This window comes from Brucella gallinifaecis (genome assembly GCF_006476605.1).
GTDB lineage: Bacteria > Pseudomonadota > Alphaproteobacteria > Rhizobiales > Rhizobiaceae > Brucella > Brucella gallinifaecis.
In genome coordinates this window covers 52,533-78,012 of the sequence record NZ_ML636807.1, presented here as the reverse complement: position 1 = coordinate 78,012, position 25,480 = coordinate 52,533, and the positions used below count along the sequence as shown (strand labels likewise).

Sequence of the window (25,480 nt, the reverse complement as noted above, 5' to 3'; positions counted from 1 at the left end):
TTTACTTTAATAAAATGATGAAAAAAGAGAGTTTGCCCATGATGATCTCCCGGATTGCCGCATTCGTGAAAGCAAGCCGTTTTGCGGTTGTTCTGGGATTGTGTGCCTTGGGGCTTGGTGTTGCTGCTCCGGTTTTTGTGCCTGTTGCAGCACAGGCGCAAGGTGCAAGTGGTGCAGCGGCTGCACAGAAAATTGCAGATCATTTCTCCTCATTGCGGACACTGACGGGGGAATTTGTCCAGTTTGGCCCCAAGGGGGAACAAACCGGCGGCACCTTCTATCTGGAGCGTCCCGGCAAAATTCGATTCAATTATGAAAAATCACCAATCCGTGTGATCTCGGATGGCAATCAGGTTGTTATCAACAATCGCAAGCTCGACACCTGGGATATGTATGCGTTGGGAACGACACCTTTGAAGATGCTGCTTGCTGATCGTATTGATCTTGGAGGCGGACGCCTTCAGAGCGTCAGGCAGGACCCGGATATGATCACTCTGGTGGTTGGTGATAAAACGGTTTTTGGCAATTCAAAGATCACGATGATGTTTGATCCAAAAACCATGGATCTCAAGCAATGGACAATCACTGATGCGCAGGGGCTGGACACCACGATCATGGTGTTCAATCTTCGCAGTGGTGTCCGCTTCACCGACGACATGTTCAAAATTGACTATCAGCGCATCGCGATGAAGCGAAAAGGCCAGTGATCTCTGCGTCCGATCTTTGCATTTGTCAGATAAACCGTTAGGTTTGCAGCCATCTTCTGATGGCTGTGAGTCTTATCCCTATGAGTTTTTCTGTTGCTACCTGGAACATTAATTCCGTTCGCTTGCGTATGCCGCTGGTCGAGCAGTTTTTAAGCGATTACCAGCCCGATGTTTTGTGTCTTCAGGAAACCAAATGCCCCGATGACCAGTTTCCTTCCAAGGGCTTTCGCGCACTTGGTTATGATCATATCGCGATCAGTGGGCAGAAGGGCTATCATGGCGTTGCAACCATCTCGAAACGCCCTCTGAGCGATGTTGAGAAGGTCGGCTTTTGCGAGATGGGGGATTGCCGGCACTTGAGCGCTGTTGTTCAAGCAGGGGACAAGAAACTGCGTATTCACAATTTCTATGTGCCTGCCGGTGGTGATGAACCAGACCCGGAAATTAACCCGAAATTTGCGCACAAGCTTGGTTTCCTTGAGGAAATGCGGGCAATTGTAGCTGACCGGCAGGATGGAAATTCGTCGATCCTTGTGGGTGATCTCAATATTGCGCCGCTTGAAAATGATGTCTGGTCGCATAAGCAATTGTTGAAAATTGTCAGTCATACGCCGATTGAAACCACGACACTTGAAGATCTTCGCGTCAAAGGCGGCTGGAGCGATCTGATGCGTCAGGTCATTCCGGCAGACCAGAAAATCTATACATGGTGGAGCTATCGCGCCAAGGATTGGAATGCTGCCGATCGTGGCCGCAGGCTTGATCATGTCTGGGGGTCGGCTGATCTGGAAAAGCATATGCAGGGATTGCAAATCCTGCGCGAAGCGCGTGGATGGGACCGTCCGTCTGATCACGTGCCGGTGATTGCAACATTTGATCTCGATTAGAGCACATCCCGAAAAGTGTGAAACGGTTTTCGGACAAAGATGCGCGTTAAAACAAATATTTAGAGCGCCGATCTGATTCAATCAGATCGAAACGCGCTCTAGATCTGCTTTTGATAAAAGAAAAACGCCCGGATAAAATCCGGGCGTTTTTTTTGTAATCTACAGGCTGATTATTTACCCTTGGCGCGTTCAATCGCTTCAGTGATAAATTTGCGTGCGTAATCTTCATCACCCCAGTCACCGATCTTGACCCACTTGCCTGGTTCCAGATCTTTGTAATGTTCGAAGAAGTGCGCAATCTGCTTCAATGTGATTTCCGGCAGATCGGAATAATCATGCACTTTTTCGTAGCGCTGTGTCAGATTTGGGGAAGGAACCGCGATGATCTTTTCATCCTTGCCGGAATTGTCTTCCATGACCAGTACGCCGATTGGACGGCAGTTGATCACACAGCCAGGGATAAGCGGGCGGGTATTGCAGACCAGAACGTCGATCGGATCGCCATCTTCTGAAAGCGTATGCGGAACGAAGCCATAATTGCCCGGATAGGTCATTGGCGTATAAAGAAAGCGGTCAACAATCAGGGCGCCTGCTTCTTTGTCCATCTCGTACTTGATCGGCTGTCCGCCAACTGGCACTTCGATGATTACGTTGATGTCTTCCGGCGGATTTTTACCAATCGAGATAGCATCGATATTCATGATGGGTCCTTTCGTGTCGCGCTCTGATAACGGGTTTCATGTTTTCGTGCAAGAAGAACGAAAGTTCAACAAAACGCGGCGAATTGTCAGGGTGAGAATATAGCTTGGGATGATCAGGGTTTCGATTAGAGTGTGTTTTCCTCTGAACTCATAGGATTGGCGCTCTAAAGTCTTTCTATTTCAACAGTAATTTCTCAGATACTTGTTTCACCCAGTTCCTTAAGCCGCTGGATGGCTGTCGGAGGCATGGGGGGAGCATTTGCATCACGGCTGGCTGCAACGAGCAGTTCGTCACAAGCCGTTTCGGTGGTCTCGATCAAACGACGCAGAAACTCTTCTTTCTCAAGTCCAGCCGGGATAGGCGGCAGAACCCGGCATCGGATGGTGCCTGGAAAGCGCAGGAATTTGCGACGTGGCCAGTAAAGCCCCGCATTATGGGCAATTGGCAAAACCGGAAGGTTGAGCGCATCATATAGATGTACAATGCCATATTTATATTCCGGTGGAGCGCCCGGCGAACGGCGTGTGCCTTCAGGATAGATAAGAATCTGGCGGCCCTCGGCAATCGCCTTCTGCGCACCGACAGTAATGGAATGCAGGGCTTTCACGCGCGATCCGCGGTCAACAGGGATCATTTCCATTTTTGCAACATACCAGCCGAATAGCGGTATGCGCATCAGTTCACGTTTGAGGATTAAAACCGGGTCATCGAGCTGTGGCAGGAACGCATAAGTATCCCATGCCGACTGATGCTTGGGCGCAACGATATATGCGCCTTGAGGAATATTTTCGAGACCTTCGATCACATAGGATGTGCCGGCAATGTATTTTTGCAGCCACAGATTAACACGCGCCCATGTTTTGGGCACGATCCAGGCTTTCTTGCGCGGGAGCAGAAAATAGAATGGCGTGTAAAGAACCATCTGCACAAAAGTGCCGATATAGAAAGCGAGATTAAATATTATGGAGCGCAGATAGAGAAGCATCGTATCGGCGAGAACCCTGGTTATACCTGTTATCTCGCATATCAACATGTGAAATGATCAGGCAAAAGAAGCTGAAACTGTTCCGAAAAAAGCAGTGGCACCCGATATATCAGGAAGTTAAATATTTTCCATAAGGAATTTTTTATGTCAGCCGGGATTCAAACGTCAAATTCAGTCTACCCGGCCTTGCTCTAGGATCGTTCAGATGTATTTCCGAAAATCTTCGCCCCACCCAACCGGATGGTTGCGCCAATATATTTGACATATTCGATGAAAAGAACCCTGAGTGTATCGCTTTCAGCCGCCCAGCTATGAGCACGCTTTTCGCCATTAACCACCGGATAAGGCACAAATTCCACATCCTGCATTCTGGATGACATTTCCAGAATACTGCGGGGAATGTGGTAATTATTGGTGACGACAATCACGCGGCGATAATTGTTTTCACGTATCCAGCGTTCGCTTTGAGTTGCATTGCCCACTGTGTTGAGTGCGGAACGGTCAAGATCGACGCAGCAATCAAACAGGCTTGCATCAGTATGGGTGGCGCGTTGCAAGGTTTTTTCGTTGGTTGAAGGATGTACACCGCTGATCAGCAGACGCTTGCCTTGCTCATCTTTGAGAAGATCAAGCGCCGCCTGAATGCGGGACTGGCCGCCCGTCAAAACGACAATCGCATCGGCAGGCCTGTCAAGCACGGGCGATTGCATGCTGGTGACTTTTTCACTGAATGCCACAAAGCCGATCAGGAAGGCGATAAGCACCAGAAAAAGAACAATAGAAACAGGCTGAAGTCGACGGAATATACGCATTAAAAGCGACCATAGAAATTTACCGCCCGCCAATGCAAGCTCAGAGGATATGTCAATTGCAGGACTGCGGCGCCATACCACAGCGCCCATATGCGTTCCTGCTGTTTTGCCAGTCGTTGCATTACCGTTTTCCGAATATTCTGATATGCTTCTCTGCCGTGCAAATATTTTTTTATCCTGATCATCATAATGCACATTGCGACTATAAGCCGGAAAGCTGTCAGAAATTTGCATTTTACGATCGTTATTAGCAAGAAAAGCCGTCATTCGGCCTTTACTCCCGGGCCGTCCATTGTGGCGAGCTGACGAACAACCGTCAGACGGCTTGTCAGCATGGTCAGAAAGCTCACCAGAATGATGATTGCGGCAACACCGATATAGCCATTACGATCAATTGCGAAATTGCCGAACATTGCCGCTGCCTGATCGCCAGCCGGTGTTCCCATTCGCCGGGATGCCCATAAGGAGAAGCCGAGAAAAACTAGCATCGCGGCGCCACCGCCAAACAATGCGCCTTTAAGCGCCGTGCGGAAGAAGTGCCATTCAAATTCGCGGGCCACAAATTTTGATTCAGCACCGATGAAATGCAGGACTTCGATAATATGTCCATTACCAGACATGGCGCCACGTGTTGCAAAGATTACGGTTAAAACCGTTGCGGCAATGACCAGTGAAAAGACGCCGGTACCGATCAGTACAGTCGTGTTGGCCATCGAAACCAGCCTGTCGACCCATGTGCGATGGTCATCGAAACTGGCGCCTGGAATGGCGCGGGAAATTTCCGAGCGCATTGTTTCAAAATCGGGCGGTGAATTTTCGTCAATGGTGACAACGACAAGGCGCGGTACAGGTAATTCATCAATATCAAGACCACTGCCAAGCCATGGTTCAAGAAGTCGTGCAGTGGCATTTTTATCGATAATACTGGTGTCTTTAACACCTGCAAAGCCGCGTGCAATGCGGCTTGCATCGGCCAGCGCCTGTTCCATATCCTGCCCGTCAACCGGCCTGATCTGGATGGTTGCCTCGCGGGCAATCTGGCTTTGCCATTGGGCTGCCGAGTTTCGCACCAGTGTTACGCCGCCAAATGTAAGGCATGCGAGAAAGGTCATGATTGCAATCACGATGACCAGGGCTGTTCCAGTCACGCTGCCATCGGGAACAATTGGATTTGGCCCTTTGCGCTTTCTGCGTTTGCCAATACGCACCAGCAGCATATCCTTGAGGTCTTCAAAACGGATGCGCAGGTCTTCCATGAGCTTCGCGAAAGGGTTTGGTCTGTTTTTCCCGGTATCAATCATAAATATCGAGCCGCCCATGTTCGAGGATCATGCGTCGCGCATTGACCTGATTCATCAAGGACAAGTCATGCGTCGCGATGACAACCGCAGTGCCGGAGCGGTTAAGCTCTGTGAAAAGCCGTAACAGACGTTTGGCAAGCGGGGGATCGACATTACCTGTCGGTTCATCGGCAAGCAGCAGTTCGGGCTGGTCAATCAGCGCACGTGCAATCGCTGCACGTTGTTTTTCACCGCCTGAAAGCACAGGTGGAAGCACATTCATACGATCACCAAGGCCAACCCAATGCAGCAGTTCTTCAACCTCATGGCGGTAGGTGGCCTCTTCCTTGCCGCGCACACGTAAGGGGAGAGCGACATTCTCATAGGTCGTCAAGTGGTCAAGCAGACGAAAATCCTGAAACACGATCCCGATACGCCGGCGAAGCAGCGGCACATCCTTATGATCAAGCCGTGCGACATCCTTGCCAAAAATATTGATAAGCCCGCGCGTTGGCTTTAATGCCATGAAGAGCAGGCGGAGCAATGATGTCTTGCCTGCACCTGACGGGCCGGTCAGAAACTGGAATGAACGTGGCGGAATATGGAGGCTGACATCCTTCAGGATTTCTGGCCCCATACCATATCTCAGGCCGACATTCTCAAAACGTATCACTGGTGTGCTTCTCTAAATTGTCCGTGTACCTTTCGGTATTACGGATGAAATCCCTATCAAAACGACCTTTAACCCCTATGGTTAATGTGAGGTTAATCCGGCTCGCAACATTTGTAAAAAAGCGTGTGTTTGAATTTTAATAAGACAGGATAATCAGGCAAATATCAGGACGTTCACAACAAACCATGTCACAAAGACAGATTTGCAGTTGCAAAATCCAACATTTGTGGATGGCAGCATGTCCGCTTTGTTTTGGCGCATCCCATCCCGAAAGCCATTTTACATTTTACGCAATGGGTTCTGACTATACCGGCTTCTATTCCCAACAACCCAGATTGCGGCCTTTGAGATTATGGGAATCGATTTCAGTGACAAGACGCGCGTCTTCGCGCAGCAAAGTCATTGCCACACGTGGCTTGAGATTTATTCTCTGCCAGCCGGCGCATTCCGTTGGCATTGGCGGCTTGCTGTCAATTCTGACTGTTTCGGACCATGCGGTTGCCGTGCAGCCAGAAAGAAGTGCACTGATTACAGCGAATATCGCTGATTGCAGAACCAGTTTGCATGTTCGCGCCTGACATTGACTATTCAAGGCTGGCAACTCCCTTATAAAGTCCTGTGAAACACCATTTGCCGTGATTGTTTTCATCGCAATGATCTGCACGAAGCCGCTTCTTATAGCGTGGCTATGCCTGTCACCGCAATATATTCAGACCAAAACCGGCATGTTTTGAATTGAAGCAGAAAAGCGGCTAATTTGTGGGTTTTTCAGGGATATTCTGAAGATTAACGGTAATCATAATAGAGGTTATGTGAGTGAAGATTTTTATAATAAATACAGAGAAAAATATCTAATATTAGAGATATAATTTAATTACAGCTACAGTGAATGCCGATTGATGAAAGAATTTGATGGATGTATATCTTAAAAAATGATTCGCATTGGTATAATTAATACACTCTCGCTGGAGGAATTCCATGTTGAATAAGTTGTCTGCGGAGTTTTTCGGAACATTTTGGCTTGTTTTTGGTGGTTGCGGTAGCGCCATCTTTGCCGCTGCATATCCTGAACTTGGTATCGGTTTTGCCGGTGTGGCTCTTGCTTTTGGTTTAACTGTTCTGACTATGGCCTATGCTGTGGGTGGAATTTCGGGCGGTCATTTCAATCCTGCCGTCTCACTTGGTCTTCTGGTTGCCGGTCGCTTTCCGGCAAAAGATCTCATTCCATACTGGATTGCGCAGGTGCTGGGTGGCGCTGTTGCTGCAGGTATTCTTTATCTGATTGCGACGGGAAAGGCCGGTTTTACAGTCGGCGGCTTTGCATCCAATGGTTATGGTGAATTGTCACCTGGCGGATACAGTCTCACCTCGGCCCTGATTGCAGAAGCTGTGCTTACAGCGTTCTTCATTATCATCATTCTCGGTTCGACATCATCAGCCGTGCCAGGTGGTTTTGCACCTATTGCGATAGGCCTGTCGTTGACTTTGATCCATCTGGTATCGATTCCGATCAGCAACACATCGGTTAACCCGGCCCGTTCTTCTGCTGCGGCCCTGTTTGCAGAAACAGGAGCGCTTGGTCAGCTATGGTTGTTCTGGGTGGCCCCACTGGTTGGTGCAGCCATTGGCGCAATCATCTGGAAAGGTCTGCTCGGTAAAGACTGATCAGATAAAGAAATTATATATTCTTGAAAAAGGCCGGTTGTACCGGTCTTTTTTATTTTAGATCAGTATTTTAGATCAAGTATCCGCTTTCCTGTCCGTTTCATTCAAATAATATTTTTCTTTAAGAAAAGTGACCATTGCCGGCAAGAAGTTGTTATAGAAGGAACCTGGCCCTGATCCTGGGGTCCTGACCCTAACTTCCTTTCACAGATGTTCTGAGCAATGTCCTCCAGCACTGATGCCACGCACGCGGATCGCTATGCCGCATTCCGTCATAGATCCTTCAAGAAATACTGGGCTTCACGCTTTCTGAGCGCCTTTGCCGTTCAGATCGTGAGCGTGGCTGTTGGCTGGCAAATTTATGACCAGACCCGTGACGCATTCAATCTTGGCATGGTTGGGCTTGTTCAGTTTCTGCCTGCGCTTGTTCTGGTGCTTTTTACAGGCGCCGCAGCCGACCGCTTTGGGCGGCGTCTTGTCATGGGGTTGTCACTGATACTTGAAGCAGCCGTGACGGCATTTCTTCTTCTGCTCACTTTGTTCGGAGAGTTTGAGCCTGTCATTGTGTTTGCAGCTTTGCTGGTCTTTGGCATTGCCCGTGCTTTTCTTGGACCGTCTTCTGCGTCTTTGGTGGTGAACCTTGTTCCAACGGAAGATTTTGCCAATGCAGTTTCGTGGAACTCTTCAGCATGGCAGGTGGCAACGATTGTTGGCCCGGTTGCAGGCGGACTGCTCTACGGTATTTCGCATCTTGCTGCTTATGGTGTGGCGACTGTCTTTCTGATTGCAGGATCATTCCTGATTTTCTCTATTCCCAAGCCAAAACAGCATACGACACTGGAAGAACGCTCTCTTACCTCTATGCTGGCCGGTTTTCGTTATATCTGGAAAGAGAAAATCGTTCTGGGTGCCATCTCGCTCGATCTTTTTGCCGTTCTGCTTGGTGGCACGGTGGCACTTTTGCCAATATATGCCCGCGATATTCTGGAACTTGGGCCATGGGGACTTGGGCTTTTACGATCTGCGCCGGGGATAGGCGCTGTTCTCACTGCCATTTGGCTGGCGGGACATCCAATTCGCGATCATGCAGGTCGGGTGATGTTTGTGTTCGTGGCTTTATTTGGCGTTTTCAATATTATTTTTGGTGTCTCGACACTGGTATGGCTATCGATTATCGCGTTGGCCTTAGCAGGGGCTGCCGATATGATCAGCGTCTATATTCGTGAAACATTGATGCAGCTCTGGACGCCGGATCACGTTCGCGGTCGCGTGAATGCCGTTAATATGGTGTTTGTCGGTGCATCAAACGAGCTTGGTGAATTCCGTGCCGGCATTATGGCCGCAGCGATTGGCGCGGTGCCAGCTGTTGTTATCGGCGGAATAGGTTCTGTTGCTGTTGCCGTGGCATGGGCTGCCATGTTCCCGCAATTACGCAAAGCGCGTAATTTACAGGGGCGGACCTGATAGAGCATTTCCTGATTTGATTGTGTCAGTGGATATGCTCTATCCATTTGTTTTTACGCGCATCTTGTACCGAAAGACGCTTCGCCCTTTTCGGGATGTGCTTTAGCTGCTTGATCAAGTCTTAGGTGCAGCGGTGTTTCCAGCTTGAACACGCGCTTCGATCTGGTCCCGATCTTCGGGCCTTATGCCGATAAGATCGGCGACGCGCCACATCACATCAACCTCAACTTCGTTGGCAATGCCGTCAGCGTAAACGATGTCCCACATCAGCGCGATGAATTCGAGGCGTGCCGGATAATCCAGATGTCGTTTGAGAACAGAGGTGAAATCCGAAAGACTGATGGATTCCTGATCGGCCTTTTGCGCAGCATGAATGAGTTGTTTGAGGGCGTCGCCTTTAAGGTCATATTTTTGTGCAAGCATGGTGGAAAGCCTGGCACGCTCATCCTCCCGCGCATCACCATCGGCATCCATGATGTGAAACATCAATGCTGCGGCAGCCAGTCGTGGATCATCATCAGAGAATTTTTCGCCTCGTTCACGTAAACCTTCGCGCAAACTATTGCCGGGTAATTCTTTCAGAAAATCCAATAACCGGTCGAACATTTATCCTCGCCAAGTCCCAAAAATAAAAAGACCATGCGGTCTGTTCTTTTTAACAGGTCTAAAACTAGCAAGATGAAAACAGGAGACAAGGCAGTAAACGGGCTTGTCCGCCTTTTAACAGTGTAAGGCGGGCAAGCCGTGGTCTTTCGGCAACAATTATGGCTCAGAAAAAGCGCAAACCATTGTTCTGGCTATTCTGGGCTGCCTTTTGTTCATCGACACCGGGGTCATCAACGATGATGTGGGCTTTACGCTGTTTTTGATTGTCTTCCGCGTCGGGTTCTGCTGCATCGATAATGGGAGGTGTTTCGACCTGCCTGATTTCAGGTTTTGTGGAAACGGGTGTTTCCCCGGCAGGTTTCGTTTCAGGCGAAAGCACTTCCGCTTCGATGACATTATCGAATTTCGGTTCAGACTGGGCTTTTTCGGCTGGAACGATTGCATTTTTGTCTGCAACAGCTTCCTGATCAGCCCCGCTATTCTGGGTGGCGCTTTGGGGGGCAATTTCCGGCTTTTCCACCTCAATCACCGGTGAAAGCTGCTCAACGGGAACCTTCCATTCAAAGCTGTTCAGGCGGCCTGTTACCGGAGAGACGGGCGACCATTGTTCAGATACATAGCCGTCTGCAGTCCAGGCTGGATCGCGTGGCGCTTTCACTGCCTGTGCAAGCCACTGGCGCACCTTGCCCTGATCGCCGGTTTCTGCTTCTTCAATGTCAGCAAGAAGCAGATATGCGCTCTCGCGTGGCGAGCCGCGCATCACTTTTTCTGCATTCTCTCGCGCCAGACGATAATCGCCAGCTTCATAGGCGGCCCGTGCCAGAGCCAGGCTGCCTTCCGCGTTGTTGGGCCGGAGTGTCACCAGATGTTTTGCACGCTTCAGGCGATCGTGAACGCTGTCGCCTGCACGACCATAAATATAGGCTGAAGCAATATCCGGGTGCGGCGTGCGTTTCCAGGCAGCTTCAAGGATTTTTGATGCTTTGCGTATTGCGCCATCGGCAAAAAGGGCGCGTGCAGCCACAACAGAAGCGGGCACCAGATCAGGCGCAAGCTTGTTGGCTTCAAGCGCAATTGCCTTTGCATTTGCATGATCGACATCAAGTGTCGCCATCGCTTTGGCAGTCAGAAGGGCTGCGCGTTCTTTCTTTACAATATCCTTGCCATGCGAGCGCGCCTGTTTGCGGGCATCAACGAGTTTCAGAGCCGCATCCCAATCCCCTTCAGAACAAAGCTGTCCCATAACGGCAGAGGATGCCCATTCCAGTTGTGGTGCCTGTTTTGCTGCTTCTGCCGCATAGTGATGGGCTGCTTCGCGTGCACCCATGCGCTGGGCTTCGATATAAAGACCGCGCAGGCCCAGAAGTCTGGTTTCCGGGTCTTCCACCATTGCCTCAAACGCCTTGCGTGCATCGTCCGAGCGGCCTTCAAGCATAGCGGTCTGAACTTCGAGCAATTTGATCATTGGCTCAAGATCGGGATCGAGCAATGTGCCTGCCTGTTTTGCCATGCGGCGTGCGGCTTGTGCGTCGCCAGCTCCAGCCGCAATCAGACCGGTCGAAAGGGATTGATAACCCCGGTCGCGCTTACGGGCGCGGAAATGACGGCGCAACGTATAGGGCGATTGAACGGCACTTTTGATGATCCACCAGAGGATCAATATTGCAACAATGATTGCCACCACACCTGCAGCAGCAGTGATAAGCGGAACATTATAGTGATTGCCGGCAAAGGTTACATCAATTTCCCCCGGACGGTCTGCAAGCCAGGAAAAGCCAACCCCCAATATAACGACAACAGCAAAGTAAAATATCACACGCAGCATGGACGCCTCCTTAGTTTGGCGCCGTGGCGTTTGTTGCAGCTTTTGGCTTGATGCTTTCAGCGATCACACGCTGGATGAGGGCGTCCGCATCGCGTCGGGCTATCATCTGGCCGATAAATTCTTCTGAAACAGCCTTGGCATCAGGAGGCAATTGCTCCCATTCGGAAAGTGCACGTTCCAGATCGCCTGCATGAAGGGCAGCTTCCATACGTGCAGTTATCGGACCGATCCCGGTTCCGCTGACATTACCCGCAACAGGACGAACGCTGACAAGTCCTTTGGCACTTGCCATTAATTGATCCCAGACACCTGCATCGGCTGGAAGCTTGTTTTCTGTGGCAATCATCTTGTTGGCGACGGGACCAAACCATGCATTGAGATCGGCAATGGTCGGAACGCCTGTATGTGCAAAGGTTTCCAGTTTCTCAACGGATTTATCCTGTGGCGCAACCGAGGTGTAAGTATCGAGTTCCGCCTTGAACGAACCGCCACGATCAATAGCCGTCTTCAGGGCATTGGCAGCAATCAGCTTTGATGCATCAGGCTGGCGTGATGTCTCACGCAGCTTGTCATCAAGCACAGCCAGCTTTTGCTGAAGGTCGGTGATTGTAGTGCTGTTATCTGTCACATGGCTTGCTGCCTGATCAGCCTGATCGGCTGCATTCTTCAATTGTTGTTCAAGCGATGTCAGACGTTCAGTTAAAGCCGAAACATCAATCGGAGCAGAATCTGCCTTTGGCAGGGATGCAAATTGTTGCTGAATTTCCGAAAAACCTGACGCTACGGCTTCCGCCTTGATTTCGGCTGCCTCAACATTTTTCTGCAAGTTTGCAAGCTGGGCCTTGCTGCTCTCATCCAGCGGTGCGGGGGCTGGATTAGAGCGCAATTCTGCAATTTGCTGTTGCAGATGGGCAAGCTGTTCGGCGCTCACTCGCGATCCAGCTGAAGGCACCACATTGCCCCATTGCAGCGCAAACAGGCCAGCCAGTGCAATGACACCACCTGCGACACCTGCCAGCAGATATGAGCCAGCTGAGCCCGATTTTTGCACAGGGGCAGCTGCAGTGGATGCAGATGTCGAAGCACCAGCACGGGGCGCTTCTGGCTTGACGCCAGCCGTAAAGGGAGGCTTTTCGACTTTGGCTTCAGATTTTTGCTCTATTTTCTTCTGAAAATCACCGACAGGTTCTGCCTTGGGCGCTTCTGCCTCGTCTACGCGTTTCACATTGGACGGATCGAGATTGATCGTAACTGGCTTCTGGGCCGGTTTGGAATGTCGCGGAGTGCCGGATTTCGCCATGGGTCCTCTCGGAGTGCAAATAATGTTTCCAGAGCGCGTTTTGATTCAAGTGAATCATATTCAAATAACACGCTTTGATTTTTTGTTTTACGCGTGTCGCCCAAAACCGGTTCCCGCTTTTGCGCGACATGTTTGAGAGTTTATCAGATAAAATCACCAGATGAAGGAAGGTTGCGTGGAAAAGAGTCAAAGTTTGGAAAACAAACGAAAAATACCGCTTTCATCGGGATGATCGGCAATCAGTGCTTTTCGTTGCCAGATTTTGGGTAATTGGCGGGCAACGCGCTCGGAAATGCAGAAAAACCGGGTTTCTGCATCAAATTGCACGTTAAATTTCTGCATTTTCTCAACGAAAATTTGCGCTGCGACCGCCGAATAGAGCAGCACCGCGACAAATGGACCTTTATCAAGCGCGGCTTTGATTTCATTGGCTGAATAGTCAATTTCCTCGACATTATAGACGTTGCATATGTCCATAGCGAATCCGGCTTCTGACATCTTGTCTTCAAATACAGGCTGACGCACTTGGCCTGCGAGATATAAAAGTCGGGCGTGATTGGGCAATTGTTTTGCAATTGTCGCGGCCAGACGCATTGCATCTCCACCACCCTCAATGACTGTTTTAAAGCCTGCTTCCTGCGCTGCCAGTGTTGTGCCTTCGCCAACTGCAAATACGGGTATTGTCTTTAACATTGCCAGATATTCACCCGGTACATATCGCAATGCATTGGCGCTGGTCATAATCAGTGCGTCGATTGCTGTCCCAAGCATATTGAATGGAAGCGCAATCATGCGGTTTACTGGCAGAGAAACCGGCGAAAAGCCAAGAGCTGTAAGCTTTTCAGCTGTGACATGTGCCGATTGTTCCGGTCTGGTGATCAGAACAGCGCCACGGGTTATTGCCTTGTGCTCTTTCGTCAATTTTATTCCCAGCCCGGTTATTCCCAGCTTGTAAAAAAATCCGCTCCAGCTTTAGCACGGACACGTTTGGCAGCATCTGATCCAAGTTCTGCTGCATCGCAAGCAGAGCCTTGTGCTATGACCTCATGCGCCTCACGACCATCAGGCGTCAGGATCATGCCACGGAATGAAATCTTGTCACCATCAACAATTGCAAGAGCGGCAATGGGTGTGCGGCAGGAGCCATCCAGTGTTGCAAGAAATGCACGCTCGCAGGCCAGTGCAATATGGGTATCACGATGCGCCAGAGGTTTCAGAAGCGCATCAATTTTTTCGTCACCAATGCGGCTTTCAATGCCGATTGCTCCTTGTCCGGGGGCTGGCAGAAAGATTTTCGGATCAAGCAGGTCGGTGATTACATGCGCCAGATCAAGCCGATTCAGACCGGCACAGGCGAGGAAAGTTCCATCGACTTCACCTTCTTCAAGCTTGCGCAGGCGCGTCTGGACATTGCCACGAAACATCACCACCTGAAGATCAGGACGCAGGCGCTTGATCATTGCCTGACGGCGCAACGAGGATGAACCGACCGTGGCACCCTGTGGCAGATCGAGAAAACGCTTTGCTGTACGGCCAATAAAAGCATCGCGCGGATCAGCGCGTTCAAGAAATGTGGAAAGATGAAGACCTTCCGGCAAAACAGTCGGCATATCCTTGGTGGAATGCACAGCCAGATCAATGCGGCCGTCTTTCAGAGCTGCTTCGATCTCCTCGGTAAACAGTCCCTTGCCGCCAATCTGCGACAGCGGGCGGTCCTGAATACGATCTCCGGCCGTCGACATGGGAATGATTTCGATAGTATCTTCATCGAAACCGTGGGCGGCAATCAGACGGGAGCGTGTCTCATAAGCCTGCGCGAGCGCGAGCTTGCTGCCCCGTGTGCCGATCTTCAAGCTGCCAATCTTCAAGGATGCTGTTTGCATATCGCGCCGTCCATGGTACCGGGTTTGCCGGAAATATTACTTTGAGTTATGAGACAGGCAGGGTCTAACCGCAAATGCGCATTCTTGGAATAGAGACAAGTTGCGACGAAACAGCCGCGGCAATCGTCGAACGCGACGATAACGGCAAAGGGCATATTTTGTCCAATGTTGTGCTTAGCCAGATCGCTGAACATGAACCTTACGGTGGAGTCGTCCCTGAAATCGCTGCGCGTGCCCATGTCGAGGCGCTTGACCGGCTGGTTGAAAAGGCGCTGAAAGATGCCGATCTCAAGCTTGATCAGATGGATGCGATTGCAGCAACTGCCGGTCCCGGACTGATCGGCGGACTGATTGTCGGGCTGATGACCGCCAAGGCCATGGCAATGGCCGCAAACAAGCCGTTTTATGCGATCAATCATCTGGAAGGTCATGCGCTTACTGCACGCTTGAGCGATGATTTGCCGTTTCCCTATCTGCTGCTGCTGGTTTCGGGTGGGCATACACAGATGGTGCTTGTGCGCGGTCTTGGTGATTATCAACGCCTTGGCACGACAATTGACGATGCATTGGGTGAGGCTTTCGACAAGACTGCCAAGCTGCTCGGTCTGCCTTATCCAGGTGGTCCAGCTGTTGAGCGCATGGCATTGCAGGGCGATGGCAAGCGTTTTCCATTGCCGCGACCCCTTAAGGGTGAAGCACGGCTTGATTTCTCCTTTTCCGGTCTCAAGACCGCTGTGCGCCAGACAGCAACGGAGCTTGCTCCTCTTTCTGATCAGGATGTCGCTGACATTTGCGCATCGTTTCAGGATGCGGTGGCTGACACTTTGTCAGATCGTGTGAAACGCTCGCTTGAACGCTTCAAACAGGAGTTCCCGGATTGTGCAACGCCCTCGCTGATTGTTGCAGGGGGGGTTGCCGCCAACAAGACCCTGCGGGGCTCGCTTGAAAAACTTTGTGGAAAGCATGGTTTCAGCTTCATTGCTCCGCCGCTTGATCTGTGCACAGACAATGCGGCAATGATCGCCTGGGCAGGCGCGGAGCGTGCTGCAATAAAAGGTCCTGATCCGCTTGATCTTGCCCCACGCTCACGTTGGCCGCTTGATGAAAAATCGGCACCAATGTTCGGCACCGGACGACGCGGAGCAAAAGCATGAGTGAGCGCGCTAAAATTGCCGTGCTTGGTGGTGGTGCATGGGGAACAGCCCTTGCAGCCATGGCAGCGGGCAGCGGCCACGAAGCATGGCTTTATGCACGCGATGCGCAAACCGTTGCCCATATAAACGAGTTGCGCCGCAATCCGGCCTATCTGGGTGAAATCGAATTACCTGAAGGCATTCGCGCCAGTACGGATGCCAGGGCTGTGCTTGAGAATGCGAGTGCGGTTCTTGTCGTCATTCCGGCGCAGGCAATGCGTAAGGGGTTGCTGGAACTAAGTGCATATATTCCGCAATCAGCTCCGGTTATTCTTTGCGCCAAGGGCATTGAGCGCGAAACAGGCCGGCTTATGTCGGAAGTGGTGGCGGATATTTTGCCCCATCATATAATTGGTGCCTTGTCCGGCCCGAGCTTTGCGAGCGATGTGGCGCGTGGTATGCCAACGGCTGTTACCATTGCCTGTGAAGATGCTGCCATTGCTGATCATCTGGCGGCAATGCTCTCCGGTCCTGCGTTTCGCTGCTATTCGACCACTGATCTCAAAGGGGTTGAAATCGGTGGTGCGCTTAAAAATGTGCTGGCTCTTGCTGCCGGTGCTGCTATCGGGCGTGGCTATGGGGCCAGTGCACAGGCGGCACTTGTTACGCGCGGCTTTGCCGAACTGCGCCGTGTTGCGCAGGCAATGGGGGCAAGGCCTGAAACGATCATGGGGCTTTCCGGCCTTGGCGATCTGATGCTGACCTGCTCGTCTTCACAATCGCGCAATTATTCCTATGGGCTGGCATTGGGACATGGCGAAGATCTTGCCAATCGTCCGCTGGCTGAAGGTGTGGCAACCGCACCCATTGCCGCTGAACTTTGCAGTAAACACGAAGTGCCTGCACCGATTATAACGGCAGTTGCGGCACTTCTTGCAGGAAAAATTACGATTGATGAAGCCGTGACAGCGCTTCTTAACCGACCACTCAAGACTGAGGATTAATGCATGATCCTGAAAAGTGGAAGCCGGTTTTCAGATGAGATCATGCACAAACAAAAAGGTTAGAATAACATGCTTTTTGCTCTTTTATGCAACGACAAGCCCGATCATCTGCAAGTGCGCCTTGATACGCGCCCGGCACATCTTGACTATCTCAGCTCTCTTGGTGATGTGCTGAAATTTGCCGGTCCTTTCCTTGGTGAAGATGGCAAGCCAAATGGCAGCCTTGTTGTGGTGGAAGCTGCTGACAAGGCTGAAGCTGAAAAGATCGGCGCCAATGACCCTTACGCGCTTGCTGGTCTTTTTGCTGATGTGAGCGTGCGCCCATGGAACTGGGCCATTAACAATCCGGCAAATACATAAGGACAGGACATGGCTTACTGGCTGTTCAAGTCTGAACCATTCAAATGGTCATGGGAAATGCAGAAAGCCCGTGGTGAGCAAGGCGAACAATGGGACGGTGTGCGCAACTATCAGGCACGCAACAATATGCGTGCCATGAAGCTCGGCGATAAAGGCTTTTTCTACCACTCCAACGAAGGTCTTGAAGTGGTGGGTATTGTCGAGGTCTGTGCCCTTGCGCATCCTGACAGCACCACGGACGACCCGCGCTGGGAATGTGTAGACATCAAGGCGGTCCGTGACATGCCAAAGCCCGTTACGCTCAAAGATGTAAAGGCTAATACGAAGCTTGAAAAAATGGCGCTGGTTACGTCCATGCGCCTTTCGGTGCAGCCGGTAACAGAAGATGAGTGGATCGAAGTCTGTCGTATGGGCGGACTGGACGCCAGGGATATTTGATGCTTGATCCGGCACATAAGGCCACGCGCGATTTTATAATGGCCAATACAGGTCTGCAAGCGCCGCCGCATGTGCCGGAGATTAATCTCTATCTGGCCGATGAAGCCCATGATCTTTGGCACAGGACTGAGGAAGAACTTGCAACCATTGGCCTGCCGCCGCCTTTCTGGGCGTTTGCATGGGCAGGCGGTCAGGGTGTTGCACGTTATATTCTCGACCATCCGTCCGTCGTTGCAGGCAAAACCGTTCTGGATTTTGCCTCCGGTTCTGGTCTGGTTGCGATTGCGGCGATGATGTCAGGTGCAAAAAGCGTAATCGCTTCGGATATCGATCCCTTTGCGTTGCCTGCTATTGAAATCAATGCGGAGGCAAACAGCGTTATTGTCACGCCCACACTGACCGATCTGATTGGTCTGGATGATGGCTGGGAGGTTGTGCTTGCGGGTGATGTTTTTTACGAAAAACCGCTTGCTGAACGTCTGACCCCGTGGTTTTCAAAACTTGCCTCTCGCGGCGCCCGTATCATTGTGGGGGATCCGGGGCGAGCCTATCTGCCAAAAGAGAGGCTTGAGCAGCTTGCTCTCTATACGGTGCCGGTTACACGGGCGCTTGAGGATGCAGAAGTCAAGCGCACAACCGTGTGGGCGTTTTTGTAACGCTTGTCGTTATCCCAAAACCGGTTCCCACTTTTGGGCGACAAGCTTGCCTAGGGTCAGGCCCCATTAATTTGATGAGAATGGCATCTGAAATGACCAGATATGCCCAAGTATTCAAAGAGAGAGACGCGAGGACCGGGGTTTTTCCCCCGGTTGAGCGGCTCGACGAAGCAGATCACCAAGTCATTTCGATGTCCGAAGGATGTGGTCCATCCGCCCGGCCTACTTCGTCGTAAAGTCTTGAAAATGAACCACATTTCCTTCGCCTTTCCTTCTCGTATCCGAACGGATGGCCTCACACCATTCCCGTCAAATTAATAGGTCCTGACCCTAAGCAAATTTTTTCGCACCGGCCACGCAGAGCACAACTACGCCGGCGGTCAGCACCATACCCATGCTCACAGGCTCTCCGGCAATCGATGCAGCCAGCATGAGGCCGAAGAAGGGCTGTAATAATTGAAGCTGTCCGACTGCCGCCGCGCCGCCCTGTGCCAGCCCGCGATACCAGAAGAAAAAGCCGATCAGCATTGAAAACAGTGTCACATAGGCAAGCCCGCCCCATGCCATGATGCCGATATTCTCCCATGATTCAGGTCGTGTCAGAATGCTCAGCGGCAGCATGATCGGGAGTGAGAAAACCAGCGCCCAGCAGATGACCTGCCAGCCGCCCAGCCTGCGCGAAAGGCTCGCCCCTTCTGCATAGCCAAGCCCGCAGGCAATGATTGCGCCAAGCATCAGTGCATCGCCAAGCAAGCTTGACTGGCTGCCCTGCCCATAGGCGTATGAGGCAACGATGGTGCTGCCGATTATTGAAAAAAGCCAGAATAGCGGGCGTGGATTTTCGCCGCCACGCAGCACCGCAAACACGGCTGTCGCCAAGGGCAGCAGACCGATAAAAACAATCGCATGAGCTGAAGTCATGTGTTGCAGCGCGATACCCGTCAGCAATGGAAAACCGAGCACAACACCAAGCGCTACAATGATCAGCGAAGCCACATCATGACGGCCTGGAAATGGTGCACGAAAAGCCATGAGAAGCACTATGCTCACTAATCCGGCCATTGATGCCCGCGCCATGGTCACGAAGGCCGGATCAATATCAATCACTGCCAGGCGTGTCGCTGTCAGTGACCCGCTGAATATGAGAACCCCCAGAAAACCGTTAATCCAACCCGCGGTCTTGTTTGCATTCGTATTCATTGTCTCTTTTCGATCTATTGCAACCATGTATAACTGATTCCAGTACAGTGCTGTGAATTTGGCAAAATAGTCAGAGACAATTCCTATACAGTTCTGGCAAACTGTACTGATACGAAGGGTGGTACAGATGATTTCCAAGGGGCTTTTGCATAGTCTTGAAGCTGTGGAAGCTGCCTATCTTGGCGGCAGTAGCGATGAAACGGCTGTGGCGGAAAAAATTTCGCTGGTTGAAAAGGTCATGACCATTATTCGTGACCGCATTAGCGCGATGAGCCTTGCTCCCGGGGCACGACTGCCATCAATCCGCCGTCTCGCCGAAACCATGAATGTATCGAAATCAACCGTTGTTGAGGCCTATGACAGATTGGTGGCTGAAGGTATCATCCAGTCGCGCCGCGGTGCGGGTTTTTATGTTTCAGAACGAGGGCGCCAGCCCTTTAGCGTTGCCGCAACCATATTGCATAAGGACCGGCAGATTGACCCTTTCTGGGTCATGCGCCAATCGCTTGAAGCTGACAGCGAAACTTACAAGCCGGGTTGTGGCTGGTTGCCTGACGAATGGCTGCCTCTTGAAGCTATTCGTCGTGCCATGCGTGCAATTGCCCGCGATGAAAACAGCAATCTGACAACCTATGGTGAACCGCTCGGCTTTCGCCCTTTGCGTAATTATCTGGCACGAAAATTATCCGAACAGGGCATCGATATGTCTGGCGGAGATATATTGCTCACTGATTCGGGCACCCATGCGATTGATCTTATCTGTCGTTTTCTGTTGCAGCCCGGCGATGTGGTTCTGGTGGATGATCCCTGCTATTTCAATTTTCAGGCAGCTCTTCTTTCGCATCGTGTCAAACTGATCGGCATTCCCTATACGCATTCCGGCCCCGATCTGGAGGCTTTTGCAAAAGCGTCGGAGGAACACGGGCCCAAGCTTTATATTTCCAATGCGGGGCTGCATAATCCGACCGGCGGCACGATGACTCCTGCCACTGCGCACCGGCTTTTAAAGCTTGCCGAAACCCATGAGATCACGCTGGTTGAAGATAATATCTTTGGTGATTTTCATCCGTCTCCAGCACCGCTTCTGGCAGAACTCGACGGTTTTGACCGGGTGCTTCATATTGGCAGCTTCTCCAAAACCCTCTCGGCTGCGGCTCGCGTTGGCTATATTGCCGGCCGCCCGGAGTGGATTGATGCTCTGACCGATCTCAAGCTTGCCAGCACATTTGCGGGTAATATGCTGTCGGCGCAGATTGTACATGCTCTCCTGACCGATGGCACCTATCGACGTCATATTGACAGTCTGCGCACCAAGCTTGCCGATGCCATGACCATGACGGCCAAGCGGCTTAAGACCACCGGTCTTGAACTCTGGAGCGAACCGCAAGGCGGTATGTTCCTCTGGGCGCGATTGCCAGAAGGAATGGATTCAGGACAGATTGCAGCTTATGCGCTCAAGAAAGGGGTTCTGCTCGCACCTGGCGATGTGTTCAGCCCATCGCAAAGTGCTACCCGCTATCTGCGCTTCAATGCTGCACAGTCCATTGAGCCTTATATCTTTGCTGTTTTAAGCGATGCGATGCGCATAGCACAAACGGATGTGGCTTAGGGTCAGGACCCATTAATTTGATGAGAATGGCATCTGAAATGACCAGATATGCTAGGAGAGACGTGAGGACCGGGGTGGTTCCCCCGGTTGAGCGGCTCGACGCAGCAGATCGCCCAAATCGCATACTAGTCATTTCGATGTCCGAAGGATGTGGTCCATCCGCTCGGCCTACTTCGTCGTAAAGTCTTGAAAATGAACCACATTTCCTTCGTCTTTCCTTCTAGTATCCGAACGGATGGCCTCACACCATCCCCGTCAAATTAATGGGTCCTGACCCTAGGGTCAGGACCCATTATCTGAGAACACGGATCATCGTCCTGTTGTTCAGATGCGGGAGAAGGCGGGCCATATCGGAGCGCTTCAAAGCGATACAGCCTTCGGTCGGCGTATAGCCAGGCCGCGAGAGATGAAAGAAAATAGCGCTGCCGCAGCCGCGTTTGCGTGGACTTATGTTCCAGTCCATTACAATACAGGCATCATAAACATCGTCATTGCGCCACATTTTCTCATGGCTGGCTTTAAAAGGCAGATTGACCGGGCGATTGTAATTGGCGTCTTTGGGGGCGTCACACCAGCCATCTTGCTTGCGCACACGGCGCAGTGGCAGGCGCGATAGTGGCCATGGCCCGGAATCACCGCGACGATATCCATAAAGCAAACGCATGGAAGAAAGTGGTGTTGCGCCGTCACCTTCGCGCTTGAAAGCGCTGATGCCCCCCTTGCCAAGTGCACATTCGAGCACCAAATTGCCAGCAGCAAGCAGGCCGCGTGTTTTATGGCCAGGCTTTGCCCTTACATTGATGATGCCAATAGCGCGGTTATTACGATTTATGGACAAGTCTGCCTCCGTTTTCTGCATGCTGATAAAGTTTAGGTGATCGCCTGAAAATCACCCCTGTTTTTTCACGGCTTCAACTTATCGCCATTAAATGTCATAAACCATGAACCATTATTTGAATCAAAGGGTAACGAGGACAGGCATGACAGGTCGTACAATACTGCTCGTGGACGATGACGAAGATCTCCGCTCCATCCTCGTCGAACAGCTGGAGCTGTGCGAAGAATTCCAGATTCTTCAGGAAGACAACGCCACCAAGGGCATTCAGAGCGCCCGCAATGGTGTCGTCGATCTTCTGATCATGGATGTCGGCTTGCCGGATATGGACGGGCGTGAGGCGGTGAAGCTTTTGCGCAAGGGTGGTTTCAAGGCTCCGATTATTATGCTGACTGGTCATGATACCGAATCAGACACGATTCTCGGTCTCGAATCAGGCGCCAATGATTATGTCACCAAGCCATTCAAGTTTGCTGTTTTGCTTGCCCGTATCCGTGCGCAGTTGCGCCAGCATGAGCAGAGTGAAGATGCAACCTTCATCGTCGGGCCTTACACTTTCAAGCCGGGGCAGAAATTGCTTCTCGATGAAAAGGGCAGCAAGATCCGCCTGACCGAAAAGGAAGCGGCGATCATCAAGTATCTTTATCGTGCCGGTGACAAGGTCATTGGCCGCGATGTGCTGCTTGAGGAAGTCTGGGGCTATAATTCGGGCGTCACAACCCATACGCTGGAGACCCATGTTTATCGTCTGCGCCAGAAAATAGAGAAGGATCCGTCCAATGCGTCGCTTCTGGTTACAGAAAGCGGGGGATATAAGCTTGTCCCATGATGGACAGTGCATGATGCGGGTGTAATGACAGGCTATGGCGCTTGATGATGATATTCGTATTCTCGGCTCAGTAGGCCTGTTCGAGTCTTTCTCACCTGAACAGTTGCGTTTGCTCGCCTTTGGCGCAGAACGTCTTGTTCTGCGTGCTGGTCGGGAACTGTTTCGCGAAGGCCAGAGTGCTGATTGCGGCTATGTTGTCGTATCGGGCAATATCAGTCTGTTTCATGATGCAGATGAAGGGCGGATTATAATCCGCCCTGTCGGTCCCGGTGCCATGCTGGGTGAAATGGCGCTGATTGCGCAGACTACACGCCTGACCGGTGCTCTGGCGGAAGAAGAAACGGAAGTTATCCGCATCAGCCGTTCGGTCTTTCGGCGCATTCTGGAGGAATATCCGGAAGCCGCAGCATTGTTGCATGCGCATATCAGCAGAAATCTTTTGCAACTGATCGCTGATATCGAAAAAGTTGCGCCTCGGCTTACGGGTAACTAATAAATCCTCTCAGAAAGCATGTGCTTGCTGGATAGCATTTGTTACAGCAGGGCAGGAAGCAGCGTTGTCCACATGAACTGACGGATGAAGAAAATAATCAGCAACAGCACAACTGGCGAAATGTCGATGCCGCCAAGATTGGGCAGGATATTGCGGATCGGGCGCAATACGGGCTCAGTAACCTTGTAAAGAAAATCACCGATCGATGCGACAAAGCGGTTGGAAGAATTGACAACGTTGAACGCATAGAGCCATGAGAAAATGGCACTTGCAATGATGATCCACGTATAGATATCGAGCGCCAGATCAATGGTGCGAAACAATGCGATCATAGTTTTCTCCTTGAGAATTTTCCGAGATGTAGCGGTTGCACGGGCCAAGAACAAGGGCTGGATTGTCTGTTTCTCATAGAGTTTACGTCAGATGGACTGATGACAGCAGCAACAGGCCTGTGTATCAATTTTATCAAGAGCAGGATGGACAGTCTTATGTGAGTGTAATTCTGTGTGCCTTATAATATCTTTTGCAGCTTGCGGAACCGCGATGAAGCTTTTTGGTATCTGGCCTCTGGTAACTGAAAAAATTTACAAGCTGCATGGCGCACGAATCGTCTGGCTTGCAAGAATGCAACGCAAAGGCCTGGAGTTTAAATCTGCTCAACATGCAGCCTGGCAGGCACCTTTCTGGCAGACGCAAAGCTACAACGCCAATATTGGTATTTCTTTTGCCGTGGGTGCGTTTATTTTCGCACTGGGTAGCATATTCATGTTTTGTGCATTGCGCTGGCCGCAACTGACCAATCTGACCAATCTTATATTCTTTGCAGGCTCAATACCTTTCACGATTGCCGCAGGGCTGCAGCATTTGCAATCGGCTAATGCACTGGACTTTAAGGCATCGTCACCCCAGTCAGGCGAGGGGCGGCACCGATTGTCCCTGATCGGATGGCATCCGCGCAGTGCAGGATGGTTGAGTTCGTTTACACAGTTTATTGGAACAATTGCTTTTAATATCAGTACATTTAACAGTATCGCTGCCCCCGGTCTTCCGAAGCTCGATGTTCTGGAAATATGGGCGCCTAATTTTGAAGGATCTGTTCTGTTTCTGATCTCTGGTTATCTGGCTTTTGTTGAAGTCGGAAACAAACATTGGAGCTGGCACCCGAAGAGCCTGTCCTGGCAGATTGTTTTCATCAATCTTCTGGGCTGTATAGCTTTTATGATTGCTGCTGTTACACCGACATCGCCAAACAGAAATGATGCTCTATGGTTGATCAGCTATTCCAATACGCATACCCTGATCGGAGCGATCTATTTTTTCATTGGCGCCTTGCTTCTTGTAAAAGAAAGCCGGGAGGCTCAACCAACCTGACGCCAATGATGCGTCAGTCAGCCATGCTCTCAATGAGGCTGCTGATATGTTCAAGCGTGTGATCGCGTACACGCATGTTGCGTAAATGCTCCATCGTGTTTGAAACATAGTCGATATTTGCACCGGAAATACCTTGTGCGGATGCGACGATTGCAGCTGCTTGCTCTGCCTTAAGCGAGCCGGCATATTGGATATGTGTTCGGTCAGCGACATAAGTGACAGCCTGAACATCGCGACCATCTGCAAGGCGCAAACGCAGCCATTTTTCGTGATAGACCCGATTGGACATTTCGCGTTCACGCAAATAGATCATGACTTCATCTGCCATGTCGCCGGGTACGCGAAAAGCCATTCCAAGACAGGAACCACCGCTATCAAGACCAAGAACGAGACCCGGATGATCAGGTGTGCCCCGATGAACATGTGAATAGATGCATAGACTGCGTCGATAGCCGTGTAAGCGTGCGCGTGCAGTTTCAATATGTGCGAATCCCGGTCGCCACATCAGCGAGCCGTAGCCGAATACCCAGAAATCATTCATGTCTTGATTGTCGGTGTGCTTTGTCATGATAGGAATCAATATAAGTGCAATTATGGCGAGTTTTTATTGTCAATTTCAGGATATACCGCATTTTTTGTTGATCATAACTTCACAAGACTCAATCCTGCCATAATATAGCCACCTGTTGGAGACAGCAGGTGGGTTTATGATATGCTGTGCCCTTAACCGGTCATCGTGAACCGCTAACCAAGTATTTGATAA

28 protein-coding genes are annotated in these 25,480 nt (G+C 51.0%); 13 read left to right on the top strand and 15 right to left on the bottom strand.

From position 1 onward, the window contains the following. The first annotated feature begins 38 nt into the window (after positions 1-38). On the top strand, positions 39-707 hold the full coding sequence (locus FHY56_RS12420) for an outer membrane lipoprotein carrier protein LolA (RefSeq protein ID WP_193556785.1): 669 nt from the start codon (positions 39-41) through the stop codon (positions 705-707). Positions 708-787: 80 nt separating this feature from the next. Continuing rightward, positions 788-1,594 (top strand): exodeoxyribonuclease III, encoded by an 807-nt coding sequence (locus FHY56_RS12415; RefSeq protein WP_140905518.1) that lies wholly within the window; start codon positions 788-790, stop codon positions 1,592-1,594. Positions 1,595-1,764: 170 nt separating this feature from the next. On the opposite strand, the gene ppa is transcribed toward FHY56_RS12415, so the two are convergent. The 6 genes from ppa to FHY56_RS12385 all read right to left on the bottom strand — a co-directional run bounded on the left by ppa (position 1,765) and on the right by FHY56_RS12385 (position 6,638). Continuing rightward, entirely contained in the window at positions 1,765-2,295 is a 531-nt protein-coding gene (ppa, locus tag FHY56_RS12410) for an inorganic diphosphatase (RefSeq protein WP_140905517.1), read from the bottom strand. Positions 2,296-2,489: 194 nt separating this feature from the next. After that, on the bottom strand, positions 2,490-3,281 hold the full coding sequence (locus FHY56_RS12405; protein WP_140905597.1) for a lysophospholipid acyltransferase family protein: 792 nt from the start codon (positions 3,279-3,281) through the stop codon (positions 2,490-2,492). 191 nt (positions 3,282-3,472) lie between these two features. Beyond that, positions 3,473-4,360: a YdcF family protein gene (locus tag FHY56_RS12400; protein ID WP_140905516.1), complete on the bottom strand. Its 888-nt coding sequence runs from the start codon at positions 4,358-4,360 to the stop codon at positions 3,473-3,475. Beyond that, positions 4,357-5,349, bottom strand: a complete 993-nt coding sequence (locus FHY56_RS12395) for a cell division protein FtsX (RefSeq protein WP_193556788.1) — start codon at positions 5,347-5,349, stop codon at positions 4,357-4,359. The genes FHY56_RS12400 and FHY56_RS12395 overlap by 4 nt, the downstream gene beginning before the upstream one ends. A gap of 37 nt (positions 5,350-5,386) precedes the next feature. Next, on the bottom strand, positions 5,387-6,010 hold the full coding sequence (gene ftsE, locus FHY56_RS12390; protein ID WP_235889492.1) for a cell division ATP-binding protein FtsE: 624 nt from the start codon (positions 6,008-6,010) through the stop codon (positions 5,387-5,389). 352 nt (positions 6,011-6,362) lie between these two features. Then, complete coding sequence (locus FHY56_RS12385; RefSeq protein WP_140905596.1) at positions 6,363-6,638, bottom strand: hypothetical protein; 276 nt, start codon at positions 6,636-6,638, stop codon at positions 6,363-6,365. A gap of 386 nt (positions 6,639-7,024) precedes the next feature. Between FHY56_RS12385 and aqpZ the strand changes: the two genes are divergently transcribed. Both aqpZ and FHY56_RS12375 read left to right on the top strand, forming a co-directional pair. Beyond that, positions 7,025-7,711 (top strand): aquaporin Z, encoded by a 687-nt coding sequence (gene aqpZ / locus FHY56_RS12380; protein WP_140905513.1) that lies wholly within the window; start codon positions 7,025-7,027, stop codon positions 7,709-7,711. Between the two features lie 222 nt (positions 7,712-7,933). Continuing rightward, the gene (locus FHY56_RS12375) at positions 7,934-9,175 is read left to right on the top strand and encodes an MFS transporter (RefSeq protein ID WP_140905512.1); all 1,242 of its coding nucleotides are present in this window, start codon (positions 7,934-7,936) and stop codon (positions 9,173-9,175) included. Between the two features lie 114 nt (positions 9,176-9,289). Here FHY56_RS12375 and FHY56_RS12370 read toward each other — a convergent pair whose 3' ends face one another. From FHY56_RS12370 to hemC, 5 genes are all read right to left on the bottom strand, one after another. Next, the gene (locus FHY56_RS12370) at positions 9,290-9,781 is read right to left on the bottom strand and encodes a tellurite resistance TerB family protein (RefSeq protein ID WP_140905511.1); all 492 of its coding nucleotides are present in this window, start codon (positions 9,779-9,781) and stop codon (positions 9,290-9,292) included. Between the two features lie 163 nt (positions 9,782-9,944). Beyond that, positions 9,945-11,606: a heme biosynthesis protein HemY gene (locus FHY56_RS12365; RefSeq protein ID WP_140905510.1), complete on the bottom strand. Its 1,662-nt coding sequence runs from the start codon at positions 11,604-11,606 to the stop codon at positions 9,945-9,947. A gap of 10 nt (positions 11,607-11,616) precedes the next feature. After that, positions 11,617-12,906: a COG4223 family protein gene (locus tag FHY56_RS12360; RefSeq protein ID WP_140905509.1), complete on the bottom strand. Its 1,290-nt coding sequence runs from the start codon at positions 12,904-12,906 to the stop codon at positions 11,617-11,619. 186 nt (positions 12,907-13,092) lie between these two features. Continuing rightward, the gene (locus FHY56_RS12355) at positions 13,093-13,827 is read right to left on the bottom strand and encodes a uroporphyrinogen-III synthase (RefSeq protein WP_140905508.1); all 735 of its coding nucleotides are present in this window, start codon (positions 13,825-13,827) and stop codon (positions 13,093-13,095) included. A gap of 17 nt (positions 13,828-13,844) precedes the next feature. Further along, positions 13,845-14,789: a hydroxymethylbilane synthase gene (hemC, locus tag FHY56_RS12350; protein WP_140905507.1), complete on the bottom strand. Its 945-nt coding sequence runs from the start codon at positions 14,787-14,789 to the stop codon at positions 13,845-13,847. 74 nt (positions 14,790-14,863) lie between these two features. Here hemC and tsaD point away from each other — a divergent pair, with 74 nt between their 5' ends. The 5 genes from tsaD to FHY56_RS12325 all read left to right on the top strand — a co-directional run bounded on the left by tsaD (position 14,864) and on the right by FHY56_RS12325 (position 18,380). Beyond that, the gene (gene tsaD / locus FHY56_RS12345) at positions 14,864-15,943 is read left to right on the top strand and encodes a tRNA (adenosine(37)-N6)-threonylcarbamoyltransferase complex transferase subunit TsaD (RefSeq protein WP_140905506.1); all 1,080 of its coding nucleotides are present in this window, start codon (positions 14,864-14,866) and stop codon (positions 15,941-15,943) included. Further along, positions 15,940-16,926 (top strand): NAD(P)H-dependent glycerol-3-phosphate dehydrogenase, encoded by a 987-nt coding sequence (locus tag FHY56_RS12340; RefSeq protein ID WP_140905505.1) that lies wholly within the window; start codon positions 15,940-15,942, stop codon positions 16,924-16,926. The genes tsaD and FHY56_RS12340 overlap by 4 nt, the downstream gene beginning before the upstream one ends. 69 nt (positions 16,927-16,995) lie before the next feature. Next, positions 16,996-17,286, top strand: coding sequence for a YciI-like protein (locus FHY56_RS12335; protein WP_140905504.1), 291 nt, complete (start codon positions 16,996-16,998; stop codon positions 17,284-17,286). Positions 17,287-17,295: 9 nt separating this feature from the next. Beyond that, on the top strand, positions 17,296-17,724 hold the full coding sequence (locus tag FHY56_RS12330; RefSeq protein ID WP_140905503.1) for an EVE domain-containing protein: 429 nt from the start codon (positions 17,296-17,298) through the stop codon (positions 17,722-17,724). After that, the gene (locus FHY56_RS12325; RefSeq protein ID WP_140905502.1) at positions 17,724-18,380 is read left to right on the top strand and encodes a class I SAM-dependent methyltransferase; all 657 of its coding nucleotides are present in this window, start codon (positions 17,724-17,726) and stop codon (positions 18,378-18,380) included. Before FHY56_RS12330 ends, FHY56_RS12325 begins: the two co-directional genes overlap by 1 nt. Before the next feature lie 330 nt (positions 18,381-18,710). Here the strand turns inward: FHY56_RS12325 and FHY56_RS12320 are convergent, their stop codons facing one another. After that, positions 18,711-19,580 carry a DMT family transporter gene (locus FHY56_RS12320; protein ID WP_140905501.1) on the bottom strand — a complete coding sequence of 290 codons (870 nt, stop codon included), beginning with the start codon at positions 19,578-19,580 and terminating at the stop codon, positions 18,711-18,713. Positions 19,581-19,707: 127 nt separating this feature from the next. Here FHY56_RS12320 and FHY56_RS12315 point away from each other — a divergent pair, with 127 nt between their 5' ends. Then, positions 19,708-21,189, top strand: coding sequence for an aminotransferase-like domain-containing protein (locus tag FHY56_RS12315; protein ID WP_140905500.1), 1,482 nt, complete (start codon positions 19,708-19,710; stop codon positions 21,187-21,189). A gap of 292 nt (positions 21,190-21,481) precedes the next feature. Here FHY56_RS12315 and FHY56_RS12310 read toward each other — a convergent pair whose 3' ends face one another. Further along, the gene (locus tag FHY56_RS12310) at positions 21,482-22,048 is read right to left on the bottom strand and encodes a L,D-transpeptidase family protein (protein WP_376890107.1); all 567 of its coding nucleotides are present in this window, start codon (positions 22,046-22,048) and stop codon (positions 21,482-21,484) included. A 121-nt stretch (positions 22,049-22,169) separates the two neighbouring features. Between FHY56_RS12310 and FHY56_RS12305 the strand changes: the two genes are divergently transcribed. Then, a complete protein-coding gene (locus FHY56_RS12305; protein WP_140905498.1) occupies positions 22,170-22,853 on the top strand; it encodes a response regulator OptR in 684 nt (227 codons plus the stop codon). A gap of 34 nt (positions 22,854-22,887) precedes the next feature. After that, entirely contained in the window at positions 22,888-23,346 is a 459-nt protein-coding gene (locus tag FHY56_RS12300; RefSeq protein WP_140905497.1) for a cyclic nucleotide-binding domain-containing protein, read from the top strand. A gap of 41 nt (positions 23,347-23,387) precedes the next feature. Here FHY56_RS12300 and FHY56_RS12295 read toward each other — a convergent pair whose 3' ends face one another. Then, positions 23,388-23,678 (bottom strand): YggT family protein, encoded by a 291-nt coding sequence (locus tag FHY56_RS12295; RefSeq protein ID WP_140905496.1) that lies wholly within the window; start codon positions 23,676-23,678, stop codon positions 23,388-23,390. A 211-nt stretch (positions 23,679-23,889) separates the two neighbouring features. On the opposite strand from FHY56_RS12295, the gene FHY56_RS12290 reads away from it, so the two are divergent. After that, positions 23,890-24,717: a hypothetical protein gene (locus tag FHY56_RS12290; protein WP_140905495.1), complete on the top strand. Its 828-nt coding sequence runs from the start codon at positions 23,890-23,892 to the stop codon at positions 24,715-24,717. Positions 24,718-24,730: 13 nt separating this feature from the next. On the opposite strand, the gene FHY56_RS12285 is transcribed toward FHY56_RS12290, so the two are convergent. Continuing rightward, positions 24,731-25,258, bottom strand: a complete 528-nt coding sequence (locus tag FHY56_RS12285; protein ID WP_193556786.1) for a gamma-glutamylcyclotransferase — start codon at positions 25,256-25,258, stop codon at positions 24,731-24,733. Positions 25,259-25,480 lie beyond the last annotated feature (222 nt).

Excerpts from the sequence above, each read along its gene's own strand:
- FHY56_RS12405 (WP_140905597.1), bottom strand. The coding sequence starts at position 3,281 with ATGCTTCTCTATCTGCGCTCCATAATATTTAATCTCGCTTTCTATATC.
- hemC (WP_140905507.1), bottom strand. The coding sequence starts at position 14,789 with ATGCAAACAGCATCCTTGAAGATTGGCAGCTTGAAGATCGGCACACGG.
- FHY56_RS12365 (WP_140905510.1), bottom strand. The coding sequence starts at position 11,606 with ATGCTGCGTGTGATATTTTACTTTGCTGTTGTCGTTATATTGGGGGTT.
- FHY56_RS12340 (WP_140905505.1), top strand. The coding sequence starts at position 15,940 with ATGAGTGAGCGCGCTAAAATTGCCGTGCTTGGTGGTGGTGCATGGGGA.
- FHY56_RS12295 (WP_140905496.1), bottom strand. The coding sequence starts at position 23,678 with ATGATCGCATTGTTTCGCACCATTGATCTGGCGCTCGATATCTATACG.
- FHY56_RS12315 (WP_140905500.1), top strand. The coding sequence starts at position 19,708 with ATGATTTCCAAGGGGCTTTTGCATAGTCTTGAAGCTGTGGAAGCTGCC.
- FHY56_RS12360 (WP_140905509.1), bottom strand. The coding sequence starts at position 12,906 with ATGGCGAAATCCGGCACTCCGCGACATTCCAAACCGGCCCAGAAGCCA.
- FHY56_RS12305 (WP_140905498.1), top strand. The coding sequence starts at position 22,170 with ATGACAGGTCGTACAATACTGCTCGTGGACGATGACGAAGATCTCCGC.
- FHY56_RS12330 (WP_140905503.1), top strand. The coding sequence starts at position 17,296 with ATGGCTTACTGGCTGTTCAAGTCTGAACCATTCAAATGGTCATGGGAA.
- FHY56_RS12395 (WP_193556788.1), bottom strand. The coding sequence starts at position 5,349 with ATGGAAGACCTGCGCATCCGTTTTGAAGACCTCAAGGATATGCTGCTG.
- FHY56_RS12325 (WP_140905502.1), top strand. The coding sequence starts at position 17,724 with ATGCTTGATCCGGCACATAAGGCCACGCGCGATTTTATAATGGCCAAT.
- ppa (WP_140905517.1), bottom strand. The coding sequence starts at position 2,295 with ATGAATATCGATGCTATCTCGATTGGTAAAAATCCGCCGGAAGACATC.
- ftsE (WP_235889492.1), bottom strand. The coding sequence starts at position 6,010 with ATGGGGCCAGAAATCCTGAAGGATGTCAGCCTCCATATTCCGCCACGT.
- FHY56_RS12290 (WP_140905495.1), top strand. The coding sequence starts at position 23,890 with ATGAAGCTTTTTGGTATCTGGCCTCTGGTAACTGAAAAAATTTACAAG.
- FHY56_RS12285 (WP_193556786.1), bottom strand. The coding sequence starts at position 25,258 with ATGAATGATTTCTGGGTATTCGGCTACGGCTCGCTGATGTGGCGACCG.
- tsaD (WP_140905506.1), top strand. The coding sequence starts at position 14,864 with ATGCGCATTCTTGGAATAGAGACAAGTTGCGACGAAACAGCCGCGGCA.
- FHY56_RS12320 (WP_140905501.1), bottom strand. The coding sequence starts at position 19,580 with ATGAATACGAATGCAAACAAGACCGCGGGTTGGATTAACGGTTTTCTG.
- FHY56_RS12420 (WP_193556785.1), top strand. The coding sequence starts at position 39 with ATGATGATCTCCCGGATTGCCGCATTCGTGAAAGCAAGCCGTTTTGCG.
- FHY56_RS12300 (WP_140905497.1), top strand. The coding sequence starts at position 22,888 with ATGGCGCTTGATGATGATATTCGTATTCTCGGCTCAGTAGGCCTGTTC.
- FHY56_RS12335 (WP_140905504.1), top strand. The coding sequence starts at position 16,996 with ATGCTTTTTGCTCTTTTATGCAACGACAAGCCCGATCATCTGCAAGTG.
- aqpZ (WP_140905513.1), top strand. The coding sequence starts at position 7,025 with ATGTTGAATAAGTTGTCTGCGGAGTTTTTCGGAACATTTTGGCTTGTT.
- FHY56_RS12400 (WP_140905516.1), bottom strand. The coding sequence starts at position 4,360 with ATGACGGCTTTTCTTGCTAATAACGATCGTAAAATGCAAATTTCTGAC.
- FHY56_RS12375 (WP_140905512.1), top strand. The coding sequence starts at position 7,934 with ATGTCCTCCAGCACTGATGCCACGCACGCGGATCGCTATGCCGCATTC.
- FHY56_RS12310 (WP_376890107.1), bottom strand. The coding sequence starts at position 22,048 with ATGCAGAAAACGGAGGCAGACTTGTCCATAAATCGTAATAACCGCGCT.
- FHY56_RS12370 (WP_140905511.1), bottom strand. The coding sequence starts at position 9,781 with ATGTTCGACCGGTTATTGGATTTTCTGAAAGAATTACCCGGCAATAGT.
- FHY56_RS12415 (WP_140905518.1), top strand. The coding sequence starts at position 788 with ATGAGTTTTTCTGTTGCTACCTGGAACATTAATTCCGTTCGCTTGCGT.